The organism is Enterobacter sp. CPE_E890, assembly GCF_046521475.1.
Taxonomy (GTDB): domain Bacteria; phylum Pseudomonadota; class Gammaproteobacteria; order Enterobacterales; family Enterobacteriaceae; genus Enterobacter; species Enterobacter adelaidei.
Window position 1 is genome coordinate 1,091,962 of sequence record NZ_JBKFZW010000001.1, and the last position, 16,522, is coordinate 1,108,483.

Consider the following 16,522-nt stretch of genomic DNA (forward strand, 5'->3'; position numbering starts at 1 on the left):
GCGCGGTCGCGTTGTGAAGGATTCAGGCGCGATATAAATTATAAAGAGAGGAAGAGAACAGTGAATAAATCTCAACTGATTGACAAAATTGCTGCTGGTGCTGATATTTCTAAGGCTGCAGCTGGACGTGCGTTAGATGCATTAATTGCTTCTGTTACTGAATCTCTGCAGGCTGGGGACGACGTTGCACTGGTAGGCTTCGGTACTTTTGCTGTTAAAGAGCGTGCTGCCCGTACTGGCCGCAACCCTCAGACCGGTAAAGAGATCACCATTGCTGCTGCTAAAGTGCCGGGTTTCCGTGCAGGTAAAGCGCTGAAAGACGCAGTAAACTGATTGCTTTCCCGATTCAGGGAAGCTGAATAGTACAAGGGCGCATCATTTGATGTGCCTTTTTTGTTTGTCCAGACCTGATTTGTGCGAGTTTATGCGAGTTGTGGGCTGACAATCGCCCCGTTTTCTTGTCACAATACGCCTTCACGCGCGACGGGCAGGATTTTCCGTCAGCGTCAGGTAACCAGTCACCTACAGCGGAGTGTTGTTACACCATGATGGACAGCTTACGCACGGCTGCTAACAGTCTCGTGCTCAAGATTATTTTCGGTATCATTATCGTGTCGTTCATATTGACCGGCGTGAGCAGTTACCTTATTGGCGGTGGCGCGAACTATGCCGCAAAAGTGAATGGCCAGGAAATCAGCCGTGGTCAGTTCGAGAATGCTTTTGCCGGTGAACGTAACCGTATGCAGCAACAGCTGGGCGACCAATTCTCTGAACTGGCGGCGAACGAAGGGTATATGAAGACCCTGCGCCAACAGACACTGAACCGTCTTATCGACGAAGCGCTGCTGGATCAGTATGCAAAAAAACTGGGTCTGGGCATCAGTGATGAGCAGGTGAAAAAAGCCATCTTCTCTACACAAGCCTTCCAGTCTAACGGCAAATTCGACAACGCACGTTACAACAGCATCGTCAACCAGATGGGGATGACGGCCGATCAGTACGCTCAGGCGCTGCGTAACCAGCTAACCACCCAGCAGCTCATCAATGCCGTCGTGGGTACCGATTTCATGCTCAAAGGTGAAACGGATGAACTGGCAGCATTAGTGTCGCAGCAGCGCGTTGTACGTGAAGCGACCATTGATGTGAATGCCCTGGCCGCGAAACAGCAGGTGAGCGACGCTGACGTTAATGCCTGGTACGAGCAGAATAAGAATTCCTTTATTTCTCCGGAGCAGTTCCGTGTGAGCTACATCAAGCTGGATGCTGCAGCGTTGCAGGAAACTGCGTCAGATGCGGAAATCCAGTCTTACTACGATCAACATCAGGATCAGTTCACTCAGCCGCAGCGTAACCGCTACAGCGTGATCCAGACTAAAACGGAAGCAGATGCTAAGGCGGTTCTGGACGAACTGAGCAAAGGTGCTGATTTCGCCACCGTCGCGAAAGCGAAATCCACCGATATTATCTCCGCGAAAAACGGCGGTGATATGGGCTGGCTGGAAGATGCAACGACCCCTGATGAGTTGAAAAATGCCGGTCTGAAAGACAAAGGCCAGCTCTCTGGCGTAATCAAGTCTTCCGTTGGTTTCCTGGTCGCGCGTCTGGACGATATTATCCCTGCGAAAACCAAACCACTGGCTGAGGTTCGTGATGATATCGCGGCGAAAGTGAAGCAAGAGAAAGCGCTGGATGCCTACTACGCGCTGCAGCAGAAAGTGAGCGATGCCGCCAGCAACGACAACGAGTCTCTGGCTGGTGCAGAGCAGGCGGCTGGTGTGAAAGCGGTTGAGACGGGCTGGTTTGGACGTGACAACCTGCCGGAAGAGCTGAACTTCAAACCGGTTTCTGATGCCATCTTCAACGGTGGTCTGGTGGGCGAGAATGGCACCCCTGGCAGTAACTCTGACATCATTACCGTTGACGGCGATCGTGCATTTGTTCTGCGTGTCAGCGAGCACAAACCAGAAGCGATTAAACCGCTGACGGAAGTGAAGGATCAGATTGTCGCCCAGGTTAAGCACAACAAAGCTGAACAACAGGCGAAACTGGATGCGGAGAAGATTCTGGTTGATCTGAAAGCGGGCAAACAGGACGCGCTGAAAGCCGCTGGCCTGAGCTTCGGTGAGGCGAAAACGTTGAGCCGTACCGGTCAGGATCCAATCAGCCAGGCTGCGTTTGGTCTCTCCCTGCCAGCAAAAGACAAACCGAGCTTCGGTACCACAACGGATATGCAGGGCAATGTGGTTCTGCTGGCGCTGGATGAAGTGAAAGCCGGCACGATGCCAGAAGCGCAGAAGAAAGCGATGGTTCAGGGGATTACCCAGAACAACGCCCAGATTGCTTTCGAGGCGATGATGAGCAACCTGCGTAAAGAAGCCAAGATTAAGCTGGGCGATGTGATGACTCAGCAGCAATAATTACGTAACTGCTCGCAGATTTTCGTAACGCTCTGCAAAAACTAAAGGCCGCTTTCGCGGCCTTTTCCATTTCTGTTATCTGTCGTTTGTGCCTGTTTTCCGGGGCGGCTATCGTGGTGTGGCTGTCAACAAACAAGGAGATAACAGCATGAAATGTGGAATCAAAGTACTGCTCATTACACTGGCTATTGCCACCACCGGGATGAGCGCTGGCGCGCTGGCTGCAAAAGCACAGGTCGTACAAAGTCAGGCAGAGACACCAGCACAAACGAATGCTCCCGCCAAAACAACAGGGAGTAACAAAGCGGCTGACAATGATAGCTCGCGAGTCAGCATCAATTCAGCATCAGCAGAGGATATCGCTCGCGTGATGAATGGGGTAGGGCTGAAAAAGGCGCAGGCCATCGTCAGCTACCGTGAAGAGTATGGCCCCTTTAAAACGGTCGACGACCTGAAGCAGGTCCCGGGGATGGGTAGCTCACTGGTTGAGCGCAATCTCTCACACCTGACGTTGTAAAAAAGCAATTTCTTGCACTGCTGCAAAAATTTGCCAGGATAATGAGGTCATACCAGTTGTGACCTCTAATCCTATAACAACACTAAAGGCTATTGCGCTATGCAGACAAAAATCAAAGTTCGCGGTTTCCATCTTGATGTATACCAGCATGTCAATAACGCCCGCTATCTTGAGTTTCTTGAGGAGGCTCGCTGGGACGGTCTGGAAAACAGCGAAAGTTTTCAATGGCTGACTGCGCATAACATCGCGTTCGTGGTCGTCAATATTAATATTAACTACCGCCGTCCTGCCGTACTGGGGGATGTGCTGACTGTCACCAGCCAGGTACAGCAGCTAAATGGGAAGAGTGGCGTGTTAAGTCAGGTGGTGACGCTGGATCCCGAAGGACAGGTGGTGGCTGATGCTCTCATTACCTTTGTCTGTATTGATCTTAAAACCCAGAAAGCGCTGCCGCTGGAAGGAGAGTTGCGTGAAAAGCTGGAGCAGATGATCGTGTAGGGTATTTTTCCAGTTCACCTGTGCTGTCGACGCTCATTCGTCGACAGCACGGTGAAGTAACTCTATTTCAGTCCGGTTTTTTTCTGCATCGCGGCCATTACGCCGGCCTTATCGGCCAGGTAGTGATTAAGCCCGTTGGCACGCAGGTTACAAGCGGCGCACTGACCGCAACCGTCGCCTTTGATACCGTTATAGCAGGTGAGGGTTTCACTGCGAACCAGGTCCAGTTTGCCCCAGTAGTCCGCCAGTGCCCAGGTCTCTGCTTTATTCAGCCACATCAGTGGTGTTTCAAAGCGCGTCTCTTTTGCCATCCCAAGATTGACCGCGTGGTTTAGTGCCTTCACGAACTCGTCGCGGCAGTCCGGGTAGCCAGAGAAGTCGGTCTCACACACGCCGGTGATCACCGCTTCGGCTTGCACCTGGTAAGCATAAATCGCCGTCAGGGTCAGAAAAAGAATATTACGGCCAGGAACAAAGGTATTTGGGATACCGCTGGCGTCAGGTACATAGTCAGGTACAGGAATACTGTCGCGTGTGAGGCTACTGACGGCGAGTTCATTTAACAGCGTAACGTCCAGCACCTTGTGCGCGCGTGCGCCCAGTTTCAGAGCCAGTTCACGCGCAACGTCGATTTCAGCGCGATGGCGTTGACCGTAATCGAAAGTGACACAGTGAACTTCATCATACTGATGAAGGGCCTGAACCAGGCAGGTAGTAGAATCTTGTCCTCCGCTGAACACGACGACGGCACGTTTCATAAATCATCTCGATAGTTACGATAAAACGTTATGTTACCGCCTGACCACGACGGCGACCAGCTTCTTCACGACTTGGGGGCGGGCAGCCAGGCTTCGGTAAAATCAAACCAGCCGCGAGTGTTGAGCCGAATACCGTTGACCCCTGGCGGGGCGCTGATCTGGTATTGATAGTTGAACAGTGGCGTTAGTACAGCTTTTTCCATGAGCTGTGAGAAAATGGCTTTGAGCCCGGCATGTCTGGCCTGTTCGTCGGTCTGGGTCTGTACGGCGTCCAGAGTGGCCTGCAGATGGGCAAATTGCGGCGCGTTCAGCAGGTGTGCCCATAAGACGTCACAGCGCAGCCATTGTTCAAGCGTATATTCCGGCGCTTCGCCAATCAGTCTGTCCCCCATCATGATGTCAGCATCAGCAAGATTTTGGCATCCGTCCCAGGTTTTCGCATCGTAAAAGATGACCGTAAGCTCACAGCCCTGTTGCGCAAGATACAGTTTTAGTTGGCTTGCCATCGTATGTAACTCGACGGGCAAATGGTAAGCCAGTGTTAATTTTTCCGGCAGAGGTACATTCGTTAAATCAGGCCACTGCGGGATCGCCCAGCCGGGAAGTAACTCCTCTGTCGGGGTAATCAACCCTTCATCCAGTGGAAGCGTATGCAGAAGCGTTGAGAGATGGATGATATTGATGAGCCGCCGCGCCTGCATTTCACTCAGGTGCGGGCTTTGCTTCAGGGTGAGATAACAAAAACCCAGACTGGTGCTGTTAGTGACCAGACGCAGGCGCTCCAGTTCATCCGGCTCGCCAATGGCGATCTGCACCGGATGGCGACAGCTGGTACCTAACCCATAGTCAAACAGCGACGGTGTTATCCAGTATTCGATAGCTTTAAGCAATGGATGGCTGAGATGGTACTGTTCGTGGCTTTCAAGGCGCACCAGGTCGGGGTCGTACACGCTGAGTCTGAAGGGGCCGCTACCCGTCATCGGCTGGTCGGGATGCGCAAGCCGGCTACAGTAGGTTGCCAACCGGTGCGCCAGCCAGAAGTCCGGTTGATGCAGGATAAAGGTCAGGCACTGGGGATGGGTGACTTCAATATGTAAGACGCTCTGGAACAACTTACGCAAGGAAGGCAGGGCAAGCAGTGCCATCAGGCTTTGTTGAAGCTGCATGGTTTCGACCTTATCACCGTTATGCCAGTGTAGCGTTGAGCGAATATAAAAATGCCAGCGCAAACCGTCCTCTGACACTTCCCAGTGATGGGCAAGATCGCCAGTTGGTTCACTGCTGTCGCCGTGAAAGCGTGTTAACCCGGAAAAAACCTGTCCTGCCAGGTGCTGTTCTGCCCGGCCGGGTAAAAAACCCGGATGAAGGGGATCCAGTGAGCGGTAATAGGGAATGCGCAGCGTCGGCGTATCGTTTTGCCACTGTCCGCCTAAGAACGGATGCAGCAATGAACGTAACTCTTGTGGCGCAAGCTGGGCCAGCTCAAGCGCATTGTGCTGCTGTCCATGCTTCAGAGCCTCTTCCATCATCGCATTGCGCAGTGACTCCGGGGTGACATGGAACGTCAGTTCACCGCGCTTTCCGCGACCAGACTGTGCACGCCAGGTAAGCCATCCCGCGTCATGAGCCTGACGCAGCAGCGTTCGAACATGTCTTTCACTACAGAAACAGCGGGTGGCCAGTTCGCTGATGGTGACGTGTTGTGTCGCGCCAGCGGAAGGCTGCCACAAACGGTGATACTGGTTGAGTCGGTTGAGCTGGCGCATGAGAAACCCGGAACAATATTTATCATCTATTCACTATTACTTCCGTATATCTCACGTAATACTGAAGCACAAGTTAACCGCATCACACTTCAGGAGTAATCATGGCTCGGCTCGCTGCATTTGATATGGACGGTACGCTGTTAATGCCGGATCACCGTTTAGGGGAGAAAACCCTGAATACGCTGAAGCGTCTGCACGAGCGTGATGTCACTCTGACGTTTGCCACCGGTCGCCATGTGCTGGAGATGCGCCATTTACTGGGGGCGTTTTCCCTGGACGCTTTTCTGATCACGGGCAACGGGACGCGCATTCATTCCGTGGAAGGGGACGTTCTGCACCGTCAGGATCTTAACCCGGAAGTGGCGGATATCGTGCTACACAGTACCTGGGATACGCAGGCCAGCCTCCATGTTTTTAACGATAACGGCTGGTTTACCGGGCGTGAAATACCGGAGCTGTTGCATGCGCATGTCTACAGCGGTTTTAAATATCAGCTTATCGATCTGCGTCGGATCCCTGCCCATGCGGTGACCAAAATCTGTTTTTGTGGCGATCATGACGATCTCTGTCGATTGCGCATTCAGTTAAATGAGGCTCTGGGTGACAAGGCGCACCTGACCTTCTCGGCGGTGGATTGCCTGGAAGTGCTCCCCGTGGGCTGTAACAAAGGTTCTGCCCTGGCGGTACTGAGTGACCACCTGGGCTTCACACTGCAGGATTGTATGGCGTTTGGCGATGCCATGAATGACCGCGAGATGCTGGGCAGCGTGGGTCGCGGTTTGATAATGGGGAATGCGATGCCGCAGCTAATTGCAGAACTTCCTCATCTGCCTGTTATCGGGCATTGCGGTAACGAAGCGGTGTCCCATTTTTTGACGCATTGGCTGGACAACAACAAACTCCCATATTCCCCCGAATAGTGAGACCCTTCCAGCAAGCCAGACTTCGGTCTGGCTTTTTTTATTTCACCAGCTGTGCAATTTGCGCTTTCCAGGGCTCAATATCGCCGATATTTGCCTGCACCCATTGCGCATTGTAATAGGTCTCAAGGTAGCGCTCGCCGCTGTCGCAGAGCAGGGTGACGATGGATCCTGTTCGACCTTCTTCACGCATGCGCACTGCGAGCTGCAGGGCTCCCCACATATTGGTCCCGGTAGAAGCGCCGACTTTGCGGCCAAGCTGGGTCTCCAGCCAGTGCGCGGTGGCGACACTTGCGGCATCCGGCACGCGCAACATCTCATCCACCACATCCGGGATGAACGACGGTTCCACGCGTGGGCGGCCAATCCCTTCAATTTTACTGCCCACCGGGCTGCGCAGGCCGATATCGCGGTTCTGCCAGTAGTCGAGGAACACGGAGTTTTGCGGATCAACCACCATTAGTTGGGTGTCGTAGCCCTGGCAGCGGATATAACGCCCGATGGTGGCGGAGGTGCCGCCCGTCCCGGCGCTCATCACAATGTATGAGGGAACGGGATGCGGCTCGTGGGACATCTGACGGAAAATACTGTCGGCGATATTGTTATTACCGCGCCAGTCGGTGGCTCGTTCCGCAAAGGTGAACTGATCCATGTAGTGGCCGTTCAGCTCGCGTGCCAGCATTTCAGATGCCGCGTAGATTTCACAGGCGCTTTCCACAAAGTGGCATCGTCCGCCGTAGAATTCGATCTGTTCAATTTTACGTTTCGTCGTGCAGGAAGGCATCACGGCGATGAAGGGTAAACCCAGCAGGCGGGCAAAATAGGCTTCAGACACCGCCGTTGAACCGGATGAGGATTCAATGATGGTGGTACCTTCTTTAATCCAGCCGTTACATAAACCGTATAAAAACAGTGAACGCGCCAGGCGATGCTTCAGGCTACCGGTAGGATGGGTGCTTTCATCTTTCAGATAGAGCTGAATACCGTCAAATCCCGGCAGGGAAAGTCGAATCAGGTGCGTATCCGCCGAGCGCTGATAGTCGGCATTGATTTCGCTGATGGCATGTTTAACCCAGGAGCTATTCATCGTAGTTATCCGTTTGTCATTTTGTGCCCAGCATAGCGAAAAGCACAGAAAAAATTGTTGCTATCTTGCCTTTAAAATAGAATGAAGGGAGAAAAATTTTCTCTGTGAGGTGGGTATGCTAGATAAAATTGACCGCAAGCTCCTTTCATTGCTGCAAAGTGACTGTACCCTCTCTTTGCAGGCGCTGGCAGATGCCGTTAATCTGACCACCACACCGTGCTGGAAGCGCCTCAAGAAGCTTGAAGATGACGGCATTCTTCTGGGACGCGTCGCGTTATTAGATCCCGAAAAACTGGGGCTTGGGTTAACGGCATTTGTGCTGATTAAAACCCAGCATCACAGCAGCGAGTGGTATTGCCGTTTTGTCACTCAGGTTTCTGACATGCCTGAGGTGCTCGGTTTCTGGCGTATGGCCGGAGAGTACGATTACCTGATGCGCGTTCAGGTAGCTGACATGAAGCGCTATGACGATTTTTACAAACGACTGGTGAACAGCGTGCCGGGCTTGTCGGACGTCACCTCGAGCTTCGCCATGGAACAGATTAAATACACCACAGCACTACCTATTGAATAACTTCGTAAAATACCTTCAGGAACAAACCGCGTGCGATTATTTGCCCAATTAAGCTGGTACTTTCGTCGGGAGTGGCAACGCTACCTCGGTGCAGTAGCCCTGCTTATTATCATTGCCATTCTGCAGCTGATCCCGCCGAAGGTGGTGGGCTACGTCGTGGATGGCGTCACCGAACAGCATTACACCACCGCACGGGTGTTGATGTGGGTTGGCACGCTGGTGCTGACGGCCGTCATTGTCTATCTGCTGCGCTACGTCTGGCGCGTGCTCCTTTTTGGCGCTTCCTATCAGCTGGCCGTTGAGCTGCGTGAAGATTTTTACCGCCAGCTGAGCCGGCAACACCCAGAGTTTTATCTGCGACATCGCACCGGGGATCTCATCGCACGCGCGACAAACGACGTCGATCGCGTGGTGTTCGCCGCAGGAGAAGGGGTGTTAACGCTGGTGGATTCTCTGGTCATGGGGTGCGCAGTCCTGATTGTGATGTCGACCCAGATCAGCTGGCAGCTCACCCTGCTGGCATTGTTGCCGATGCCGCTGATGGCACTGGCGATCAACCGTTTTGGTGAGCAACTGCATGAGCGCTTTAAGCTGGCGCAGGCGGCGTTCTCTTCACTGAACGACCGTACGCAGGAGAGTATGACCAGCATCCGTATGATTAAAGCCTTTGGTCTGGAGGACCGGCAATCAGCACTGTTTGCCGCCGATGCCGCAGACACGGGGGCGAAGAACATGCGCGTCGCGCGAATTGATGCGCGTTTTGACCCGACAATCTATGTCGCGATCGGCATGGCAAACCTGCTGGCTATTGGTGGGGGGAGCTGGATGGTGGTACAGGGCTCGTTAACCCTGGGACAATTGACCAGCTTTGCGATGTACCTGGGGCTGATGATCTGGCCGATGCTGGCACTGGCCTGGATGTTTAACATCGTGGAGCGCGGCAGCGCCGCCTACAGCCGTATTCGTGCCATGCTGGCCGAAGCACCGGTGGTGAATGACGGCAACCAAGCCGTACCGGAAGGGCGCGGTGTCATAAATGTTGACGTCCGTAAGTTTGTTTATCCGCAAACGGAACATCCGGTACTGGAGAACGTTAGTTTTACGCTCAAGCCTGGTCAGATGTTGGGCATTTGTGGCCCAACAGGTTCTGGCAAAAGTACCGTGCTCTCACTGATTCAGCGCCACTTTGACGTCACGCAGGGTGATATTCGCTTCCATGATATTCCCCTGACGCAACTGCTGCTGGACGACTGGCGGGGTCGTCTGGCGGTCGTCAGCCAGACGCCGTTTTTATTTTCGGACACGGTAGCAAACAATATCGCCCTCGGACGCCCGTCGGCGACGCAGGAAGAGATTGAGCATGTGGCGCGTTTAGCCAGCGTACATGATGATATTTTGCGTCTGCCGCAGGGCTACGAAACGGAAGTCGGGGAACGTGGCGTCATGTTGTCCGGAGGACAAAAGCAGCGAATCTCAATTGCCCGCGCGCTGCTTCTCAATGCCGAAATCCTGATTCTTGATGATGCGCTTTCCGCTGTGGATGGGCGTACCGAGCACCAGATCCTGCATAACCTGCGCCAGTGGGGCGACGGACGTACGGTGATTATCAGTGCCCACCGTTTGTCGGCGTTGGCGGAAGCCAGCGAAATTTTAGTGTTGCAGCATGGCCACATTGCCCAGCGCGGGCAGCATGAAAAACTGGCTGAGCAACCGGGCTGGTATCGCGACATGTATCGTTATCAACAGCTTGAAGCGGCGCTGGATGATGCCCCGGAGCAGGATACGGAGGCCGCTAATGCGTAAATTTGGCTCGATGTGGCCGACGCTAAAACGTCTGCTGGCCTACGGTTCACCGTGGCGAAAACCGCTGTCTGTTGCCGTGCTGTTGCTCTGGATTGCGGCGATTGCTGAAGTCAGCGGTCCACTGCTTATTAGCTATTTCATCGACAATATGGTTGCCAAAAGCTACCTTCCTCTGGGGCTGGTGGCGGGCCTGGGTGTGGCTTACGTTGGCTTACAGCTGACGGCGGCGGGGCTTCATTATGCCCAGTCGTTGCTGTTTAACCGTGCAGCCGTGGGGGTCGTGCAGCAGTTGCGTACCGATGTCATGGACGCTGCGCTGCGCCAGCCGCTCAGCGAGTTTGATACCCAGCCGGTCGGGCAGGTGATTTCACGCGTGACCAACGATACGGAGGTGATCCGCGATCTGTACGTCACCGTGGTGGCAACCGTCCTGCGCAGCGCGGCGCTGATTGGCGCGATGCTGGTGGCGATGTTCAGCCTCGACTGGCGTATGGCATTGGTGGCGATCACCATCTTCCCGGCGGTGTTGATTGTGATGATTATCTATCAACGTTACAGCACTCCCATTGTGCGTCGGGTGCGAGCCTATCTGGCCGATATTAATGATGGCTTCAATGAAGTGATCAACGGCATGAGCGTCATCCAGCAGTTCCGCCAGCAGGCACGTTTTGGCGAGCGGATGGGCGAAGCCAGTCGTTCACACTATATGGCGCGTATGCAGACGCTGCGGCTGGACGGTTTCCTGTTGCGCCCGCTGTTGAGCCTCTTCTCCGCGCTGGTGCTCTGTGGTCTGCTCATGCTGTTTGGCCTGACCACTCACGGAACCATTGAGGTTGGGGTCCTGTATGCTTTTATCAGCTACCTTGGCCGCCTTAACGAACCGTTGATTGAGCTTACGACACAGCAGTCGATGCTCCAGCAGGCCGTCGTGGCAGGGGAGCGAGTGTTCGAGTTGATGGACAGACCGCGTCAGACCTACGGCAACGATGACCGCGCGCTGCAAAGCGGGGCCATTGCCTTTGATAACGTCTCGTTTGCTTATCGCGAAGACCGGCTGGTATTGCAGGACATCACGCTAGATGTCCCGTCGCGGGGCTTTGTTGCGCTGGTGGGGCATACCGGCAGCGGTAAGAGTACGCTCGCAAGCCTGTTGATGGGTTACTACCCGCTAAGCCAAGGTGAAATTCGCCTCGACGGACGCCCGCTCGCGTCTCTCAACCATAATGTGTTACGTAAAGGCGTTGCAATGGTGCAGCAGGATCCGGTCGTGATGGCGGATACCTTCTACGCCAACGTGACGCTGGGTCGGGACTATACCCATGAACAGGTCTGGGAGGTGCTGGAGAAAGTGCAGCTGGCAGAGTTGGCTCGTGGGTTCAGCGACGGGATCAATACGAAGCTGGGTGAGCAGGGGAACAATCTCTCTGTTGGGCAAAAACAGCTTCTGGCGCTGGCGCGGGTACTGATTGAAACGCCGCAAATTTTGATTCTGGACGAAGCAACGGCCAGTATTGATTCCGGTACCGAACAAGCTATCCAGCAGGCGCTGGCCGCCGTGCGTGACCATACGACGCTGGTGGTAATTGCCCACCGCCTTTCCACGATTGTTGATGCGGATACTATTCTGGTGCTGCACCGTGGACAAGCCGTTGAGCGCGGTACACACCGGGAGTTGCTGGAAGCAAAAGGGCGCTACTGGCAGATGTACCAGTTGCAACTGGCAGGCGAAGAGCTGGCTGCCAGCGTGCGCGAGGAAGAGTCACTGAGCGCCTGACGCACCAAAATGAGGCGGCGCACTAACAGCCATTCCTGTTGGTGCAAAACTGAAACGCACTGTGCACCGGCATGGTGCGTTTTTTTTTCACCCGTTTGTTGATCAAGGCCGCGTAACGCTCCTTGCACCGCGATTCACCCTGTTTTTCATTTCTGGCACACCCCTTGCAATATCCTCTGCGTTAGCTGCGGCCATTACCGAATTCTGACTGGAGGGGATCTATGAAGCTGGTTACGGTTGTAATCAAACCATTCAAACTCGAAGACGTGCGTGAAGCGTTGTCTTCAATGGGTATTCAGGGACTGACTGTCACCGAAGTGAAAGGCTTTGGTCGTCAGAAAGGTCATGCCGAGCTTTATCGCGGGGCGGAATACAGCGTTAACTTCCTGCCAAAAGTAAAAATTGATGTCGCGATTGCTGATGACCAGCTTGATGAAGTCATCGATGTGATCAGCAAAGCGGCCTACACCGGCAAAATTGGCGACGGCAAAATTTTCGTTGCCGAACTGCAGCGCGTCATTCGCATCCGTACCGGCGAATCTGACGAAGCGGCACTGTAAGTAACTCCTGGCACACAGTGATAGGGATCGAGAAAATGAAGATAGCAACACTTAAAACGGGTCTGGGTTCGCTGGCACTGCTGCCGGGCCTGGCGCTGGCTGCTGCTCCTGCGGTGGCAGACAAAGCCGATAACGCCTTTATGATGATCAGCACCGCGCTGGTGCTGTTCATGTCTATTCCGGGCATCGCGCTGTTTTACGGCGGCCTGATCCGTGGCAAAAACGTTCTCTCCATGCTGACGCAGGTTGCCGTGACGTTTGCACTGGTCTGCGTGCTATGGGTGGTTTACGGTTACTCGCTGGCCTTCGGCACGGGCAACGCCTTCTTTGGCAACTTCGACTGGGTGATGCTGAAAAATATTGAGCTGACCGCGCTGATGGGCAGCTTCTACCAGTACATCCATGTTGCTTTCCAGGGCTCGTTCGCCTGTATTACCGTGGGGCTGATTGTGGGCGCGCTGGCTGAACGTATTCGCTTCTCTGCGGTGCTGATTTTTGTCGTGGTCTGGCTGACGCTCTCCTATGTGCCAATTGCACATATGGTCTGGGGCGGTGGTCTGCTGGCAACGCACGGTGCGCTGGACTTCGCAGGTGGTACCGTTGTACACATCAACGCTGCGGTCGCAGGTCTGGTGGGCGCATACCTGATTGGCAAACGTGTTGGCTTCGGTAAAGAGGCGTTCAAACCGCACAACCTGCCGATGGTCTTTACGGGTACTGCGATCCTCTACTTTGGCTGGTTCGGCTTCAACGCCGGTTCGGCAAGTGCTGCGAACGAAATTGCCGCACTGGCTTTCGTGAACACTGTAGTGGCAACGGCGGGTGCAATCCTCTCCTGGGTGTTTGGTGAGTGGGCGGTGCGCGGTAAACCTTCCCTCCTGGGTGCCTGTTCAGGGGCGATTGCCGGTCTGGTTGGCATCACGCCTGCGTGTGGTTATGTAGGTGTAGGCGGTGCGCTGCTGGTCGGCCTGGTGTCCGGTCTGGCGGGTCTGTGGGGCGTGACTGCACTGAAACGTATTCTGCGCGTTGATGACCCTTGCGATGTGTTTGGTGTACACGGCGTGTGCGGCATCATCGGTTGTATCATGACAGGTATCTTCGCCGCGAAATCTCTCGGTGGCGTGGGTTATGCAGAAGGCGTCACCATGGCTCATCAGCTGCTGGTACAGCTGGAAAGTATTGCTATCACCGTTGTGTGGTCTGCTGTAGTGGCCTTCATTGGCTATAAACTGGCGGACATGACGGTCGGTCTGCGCGTACCGGAAGAGCAGGAGCGCGAAGGTCTGGACGTCAACAGCCACGGCGAGAATGCGTATAACGCGTAATAAACAGCAAAACGGCAACCTCAGGTTGCCGTTTTTAGTGTGTATTCCCTCTCCCCGTGGGAGAGGGTCAGGGTGAGGGCATCAGGCCGCACATAATCACCCGCGATTACGCATCACCCCTTCCTGTACCGTCGAGGCCACCAGCACGCCATCCTGGGTATAAAACTCCCCACGTACAAACCCGCGTGCGCTTGATGCCGACGTACTTTCCACACTGTAGAGCAACCACTCATTCATGTTGAAAGGACGGTGGAACCACATGGAGTGATCAATCGTCGCAACCTGCATCCCTTTTTCCAGGAACCCGACGCCGTGCGGCTGCAGCGCCACCGGCAGGAAGTTGAAATCAGACGCATAACCCAGCAAATACTGATGAACGCGGAAGTCTTCTGGCACATTACCGTTAGCCCGGATCCAGACCTGGCGCGTCGGCTCGGCGGTGTGACCTTTCATCGGGTTATGGAACTCGACGGGACGGATCTCAAGCGGCTTGTCACAGAGGAACTTCTCTTTGACCTGCGGTGGAAGCAGATGCGCCAGCGCGCGGGCGATGTCGGTTTCAGATTTCAGCTCGTCGGGTACCGGGGCCGGAGGCATCGCCTTCTGGTGCTCATATCCGGTTTCAGGTGCCTGGAAAGAGGCGGTCATGTAAAAGATTGGCTTACCGTTCTGAATGGCTGCTACGCGGCGCGCGCTGAAACTGTTGCCATCTCGCAAGACTTCGACGTCATAAACAATCGGTTTTGCGCTATCGCCAGGGCGTAAGAAGTAGCTGTGGAATGAATGCACCAGACGGTCTGCCGGGACAGTCTCCTTTGCAGCGTACAGCGCTTGTCCAACGACTTGCCCGCCGAAGACCTGGCGTAAGCCCAAATCTTCGCTCTGTCCGCGAAAGAGTCCTTCCTCAATTTTTTCCAGATTCAGTAATGTCAGCAGATTGTTCAGTGCCTGACTCATAGTTGTCCTCAATAAACGCCGTAGCGAAAGATAGGCAGAGTATAACGCAGAAATGAAAGTGGTCCGATGGGTAGAATAATCTGAATATCGGGACGATCTCAGGCATTAATCAGTGATCTGTGCCACACTTGAATACGTTATGTGATTGAAACGACATCGGATGGGATCGATCCCGCTGGTGCATTGATGATAAGGAGACTTCAATGAAACTCGTGCCCATGCTAAGTGGTGTAGCTATTGCGGTGGCGTTGTCCGCCTGTGCCGGTAAGAGCGCCCAGGTGCCAGTGCCAGCAGCAGACCCAAACGGGATTAATACCCTTTCTCAGCAATCCATTCAGCAGCCTAACGTTTCCGGTACCATCTGGATTAAACAGAAAGTGGCCTTACCGCCGGATGCGGTATTAACGGTAACCCTGTCTGATGCTTCTCTGGCAGACGCGCCGTCGAAAGTGCTGGCGCAGCGTGCCGTCCGTACTGAAGGTAAGCAAGCACCGTTTAGCTTCGTGTTGCCGTACAACCCATCAGACGTGCAGCCTAATGCCCGTATCCTGCTGAGCGCAGCGGTAACCATTAACGGTAAGCTGGTCTTTATCACCGATACGGTCCAGGAAGCGATTAACAACGGTGGGACCAAAGTTGACCTGAACCTGGTGCCGGTGCAGCAGACCGAAGTCCCGGTTGCTCCGCAGACCAATCAGCCTTCCCTGCCAACCCCACCGACGCAGATGTAATTTCTGCATTGCCCCTCTCCTTCGGGAGAGGGGTCAATATTCCCAGCGATACTTCTGTAAATCGATCTGCCCGGACCCCGACACCTGCACACCTTCTGAGAGTAATGCCTGACGTTGACGCTGGAGATCCGGACCCGTCAGCGAGATGACACCATGACGGTTCACCACCCGGTGCCAGGGCAGGGTACTCCCTTCCGGTAGTCTTTTCAGGACACCGCCCACCTGCCGCGCTGCACGCGGGGAACCCGCCAGACGCGCGACATCACCATAGGTGGTAACATAGCCTTCCGGAACAGAGGCCACGATTTGCCATACACGCTGTGGAAATGAGTCGTGTTCGTCCATACGTTCACCTGCGGGATTTACTGGACAGCCATGTTAAACGAAGATCGTCAGGATTGCTGCGCCAGTTTGCGCAAGAAACCAGCATCCGGTTCCTGGCAGCTTGCAATTGGGCGTTAGCACAGGGATAATGCGCCAGCGCGTTGGTTATCAACGCTCTCAATGGGGGCTCTGTTGGTTCTCCCGCAACGCTACTCTGTTCACCAGGTCAGGTCCGGAAGGAAGCAGCCAGGGCAGACGACGTGTGTGCCGGGATGTAGCTGGCAGGGCCCCCACCCATTTGTGGCTCCGCAAGACTTACCCTGCTTCTCCTTCCCCTTAAACGGTTAGTCCACAATATTAGTACGCCTATATCGTGTAATATATATTTCATTGTATTGAAATATTATTGTCATAAACCTGTAATAATAGACTGTCATTTTATCATTGGATGTCTATTTTCTTCCATAACTCAAAAAAATATATATCTGGATAACATTGTTAACTTCGTGTA

Annotated in this window: 16 protein-coding genes and 1 other RNA gene; 12 read left to right on the top strand and 5 right to left on the bottom strand. The window is 54.2% G+C overall.

The window, feature by feature from the left end; all coding sequences use genetic code 11:
* The first annotated feature begins 60 nt into the window (after positions 1-60).
* The 4 genes from hupB to ACLHV9_RS05290 all read left to right on the top strand — a co-directional run bounded on the left by hupB (position 61) and on the right by ACLHV9_RS05290 (position 3,432).
* Positions 61-333: a nucleoid-associated protein HU-beta gene (hupB, locus tag ACLHV9_RS05275; protein WP_002444653.1), complete on the top strand. Its 273-nt coding sequence runs from the start codon at positions 61-63 to the stop codon at positions 331-333.
* A gap of 212 nt (positions 334-545) precedes the next feature.
* Entirely contained in the window at positions 546-2,417 is a 1,872-nt protein-coding gene (gene ppiD, locus ACLHV9_RS05280; protein ID WP_407220220.1) for a peptidylprolyl isomerase, read from the top strand.
* 148 nt (positions 2,418-2,565) lie between these two features.
* Positions 2,566-2,934, top strand: coding sequence for a helix-hairpin-helix domain-containing protein (locus ACLHV9_RS05285; protein WP_129323824.1), 369 nt, complete (start codon positions 2,566-2,568; stop codon positions 2,932-2,934).
* A 99-nt stretch (positions 2,935-3,033) separates the two neighbouring features.
* Positions 3,034-3,432, top strand: coding sequence for a YbgC/FadM family acyl-CoA thioesterase (locus ACLHV9_RS05290; RefSeq protein WP_028017637.1), 399 nt, complete (start codon positions 3,034-3,036; stop codon positions 3,430-3,432).
* 62 nt (positions 3,433-3,494) lie between these two features.
* Here the strand turns inward: ACLHV9_RS05290 and queC are convergent, their stop codons facing one another.
* Positions 3,495-4,190: a 7-cyano-7-deazaguanine synthase QueC gene (gene queC, locus ACLHV9_RS05295; RefSeq protein WP_129323825.1), complete on the bottom strand. Its 696-nt coding sequence runs from the start codon at positions 4,188-4,190 to the stop codon at positions 3,495-3,497.
* A gap of 65 nt (positions 4,191-4,255) precedes the next feature.
* Entirely contained in the window at positions 4,256-5,956 is a 1,701-nt protein-coding gene (locus tag ACLHV9_RS05300; RefSeq protein ID WP_407220221.1) for an SgrR family transcriptional regulator, read from the bottom strand.
* 101 nt (positions 5,957-6,057) lie between these two features.
* On the opposite strand from ACLHV9_RS05300, the gene cof reads away from it, so the two are divergent.
* Positions 6,058-6,876, top strand: coding sequence for an HMP-PP phosphatase (cof, locus tag ACLHV9_RS05305; protein WP_108090693.1), 819 nt, complete (start codon positions 6,058-6,060; stop codon positions 6,874-6,876).
* Positions 6,877-6,916: 40 nt separating this feature from the next.
* Here the strand turns inward: cof and ACLHV9_RS05310 are convergent, their stop codons facing one another.
* Complete coding sequence (locus ACLHV9_RS05310; protein WP_108090692.1) at positions 6,917-7,963, bottom strand: PLP-dependent cysteine synthase family protein; 1,047 nt, start codon at positions 7,961-7,963, stop codon at positions 6,917-6,919.
* A gap of 115 nt (positions 7,964-8,078) precedes the next feature.
* On the opposite strand from ACLHV9_RS05310, the gene ACLHV9_RS05315 reads away from it, so the two are divergent.
* From ACLHV9_RS05315 to amtB, 5 genes are all read left to right on the top strand, one after another.
* Complete coding sequence (locus ACLHV9_RS05315) at positions 8,079-8,537, top strand: Lrp/AsnC family transcriptional regulator (protein WP_015571267.1); 459 nt, start codon at positions 8,079-8,081, stop codon at positions 8,535-8,537.
* A 30-nt stretch (positions 8,538-8,567) separates the two neighbouring features.
* Positions 8,568-10,340: a SmdA family multidrug ABC transporter permease/ATP-binding protein gene (locus ACLHV9_RS05320; RefSeq protein ID WP_108090691.1), complete on the top strand. Its 1,773-nt coding sequence runs from the start codon at positions 8,568-8,570 to the stop codon at positions 10,338-10,340.
* Positions 10,333-12,114, top strand: coding sequence for a SmdB family multidrug efflux ABC transporter permease/ATP-binding protein (locus tag ACLHV9_RS05325; protein ID WP_108090690.1), 1,782 nt, complete (start codon positions 10,333-10,335; stop codon positions 12,112-12,114). Before ACLHV9_RS05320 ends, ACLHV9_RS05325 begins: the two co-directional genes overlap by 8 nt.
* Positions 12,115-12,335: 221 nt before the next feature.
* The gene (gene glnK, locus ACLHV9_RS05330) at positions 12,336-12,674 is read left to right on the top strand and encodes a P-II family nitrogen regulator (protein WP_008503304.1); all 339 of its coding nucleotides are present in this window, start codon (positions 12,336-12,338) and stop codon (positions 12,672-12,674) included.
* A 35-nt stretch (positions 12,675-12,709) separates the two neighbouring features.
* A complete protein-coding gene (gene amtB, locus ACLHV9_RS05335) occupies positions 12,710-13,999 on the top strand; it encodes an ammonium transporter AmtB (protein WP_028017630.1) in 1,290 nt (429 codons plus the stop codon).
* Positions 14,000-14,095: 96 nt separating this feature from the next.
* On the opposite strand, the gene tesB is transcribed toward amtB, so the two are convergent.
* Positions 14,096-14,956, bottom strand: a complete 861-nt coding sequence (tesB, locus tag ACLHV9_RS05340) for an acyl-CoA thioesterase II (RefSeq protein ID WP_028017629.1) — start codon at positions 14,954-14,956, stop codon at positions 14,096-14,098.
* Between the two features lie 203 nt (positions 14,957-15,159).
* On the opposite strand from tesB, the gene ACLHV9_RS05345 reads away from it, so the two are divergent.
* On the top strand, positions 15,160-15,687 hold the full coding sequence (locus ACLHV9_RS05345) for a YbaY family lipoprotein (RefSeq protein ID WP_028017628.1): 528 nt from the start codon (positions 15,160-15,162) through the stop codon (positions 15,685-15,687).
* 33 nt (positions 15,688-15,720) lie between these two features.
* Here the strand turns inward: ACLHV9_RS05345 and ACLHV9_RS05350 are convergent, their stop codons facing one another.
* Positions 15,721-16,032 (bottom strand): MGMT family protein, encoded by a 312-nt coding sequence (locus ACLHV9_RS05350; protein ID WP_129323831.1) that lies wholly within the window; start codon positions 16,030-16,032, stop codon positions 15,721-15,723.
* A 169-nt stretch (positions 16,033-16,201) separates the two neighbouring features.
* Between ACLHV9_RS05350 and ffs the strand changes: the two genes are divergently transcribed.
* Positions 16,202-16,298: signal recognition particle sRNA small type (gene ffs, locus ACLHV9_RS05355), an RNA gene on the top strand.
* The last annotated feature ends 224 nt before the right edge of the window (positions 16,299-16,522 follow it).

Coding starts and splice junctions, on each gene's coding strand:
- ACLHV9_RS05345 (WP_028017628.1), top strand. CDS start 15,160: ATGAAACTCGTGCCCATGCTAAGTGGTGTAGCTATTGCGGTGGCGTTG.
- ACLHV9_RS05285 (WP_129323824.1), top strand. CDS start 2,566: ATGAAATGTGGAATCAAAGTACTGCTCATTACACTGGCTATTGCCACC.
- glnK (WP_008503304.1), top strand. CDS start 12,336: ATGAAGCTGGTTACGGTTGTAATCAAACCATTCAAACTCGAAGACGTG.
- amtB (WP_028017630.1), top strand. CDS start 12,710: ATGAAGATAGCAACACTTAAAACGGGTCTGGGTTCGCTGGCACTGCTG.
- ACLHV9_RS05290 (WP_028017637.1), top strand. CDS start 3,034: ATGCAGACAAAAATCAAAGTTCGCGGTTTCCATCTTGATGTATACCAG.
- cof (WP_108090693.1), top strand. CDS start 6,058: ATGGCTCGGCTCGCTGCATTTGATATGGACGGTACGCTGTTAATGCCG.
- tesB (WP_028017629.1), bottom strand. CDS start 14,956: ATGAGTCAGGCACTGAACAATCTGCTGACATTACTGAATCTGGAAAAA.
- queC (WP_129323825.1), bottom strand. CDS start 4,190: ATGAAACGTGCCGTCGTCGTGTTCAGCGGAGGACAAGATTCTACTACC.
- ACLHV9_RS05315 (WP_015571267.1), top strand. CDS start 8,079: ATGCTAGATAAAATTGACCGCAAGCTCCTTTCATTGCTGCAAAGTGAC.
- ppiD (WP_407220220.1), top strand. CDS start 546: ATGATGGACAGCTTACGCACGGCTGCTAACAGTCTCGTGCTCAAGATT.
- ACLHV9_RS05350 (WP_129323831.1), bottom strand. CDS start 16,032: ATGGACGAACACGACTCATTTCCACAGCGTGTATGGCAAATCGTGGCC.
- ACLHV9_RS05300 (WP_407220221.1), bottom strand. CDS start 5,956: ATGCGCCAGCTCAACCGACTCAACCAGTATCACCGTTTGTGGCAGCCT.
- ACLHV9_RS05325 (WP_108090690.1), top strand. CDS start 10,333: ATGCGTAAATTTGGCTCGATGTGGCCGACGCTAAAACGTCTGCTGGCC.
- ACLHV9_RS05310 (WP_108090692.1), bottom strand. CDS start 7,963: ATGAATAGCTCCTGGGTTAAACATGCCATCAGCGAAATCAATGCCGAC.